This is a genomic window from Pseudomonas sp. CGJS7, assembly GCF_036961695.1.
In genome coordinates this window covers 1-562 of record NZ_JBAMDI010000322.1, presented here as the reverse complement: position 1 = coordinate 562, position 562 = coordinate 1, and the positions used below count along the sequence as shown (strand labels likewise).

Genomic DNA, 562 nt, shown 5'->3' with positions numbered 1-562 from the left:
GTGAGCGCGCAGGGTGCCAACGGCAGCAAGGTGGCTCCGGGCGAAACCGTTGACCTGAAGAACACCGACGGCAACGTTGTGGTCAGCAAGATCGCGACCGATGACAACGTCAGCTTCGATTTGGCCAGGGATCTAAAGGTCGACAGCATCACTGCGGGCAACAGCCGGCTTGACACCAATGGCCTGGCCATCGTCGGTGGGCCGAGCGTGACCGGCAACGGCATCGACGCTGCCGGCAAGCCGATCAGCAACGTCGGTCCGGGCGTGGCCTCGACCGATGCGGCGAATGTCGGCCAGGTGAAAGCGCTGGCCGATACGGGCTTGACCTTCACCGGTAACGATACCGCCGCCGGTAACGTGCAGCGCAAGTTGGGTGAGACCTTGGCGATCCGCGGCGCGGCGACCACCGCCGGCAACTACAGCGGCGCCAACCTGAAGACGGTGACCGATCCGACCACCGGTGCGATCCAACTGCAAATAGCCGAGTCGCCGAAGTTTGGCAACGTGGTGATCAACGATGGTGGTTCGGGCCGCATTAGCGGCGTGGCTGACGGCATCGGCG

General features: G+C 64.2%; 1 pseudogene. It reads left to right on the top strand.

What is annotated here, in order from left to right:
- Nucleotides 1-562: pseudogene (locus V7787_RS52900) on the top strand (hypothetical protein); the annotation flags it as partial.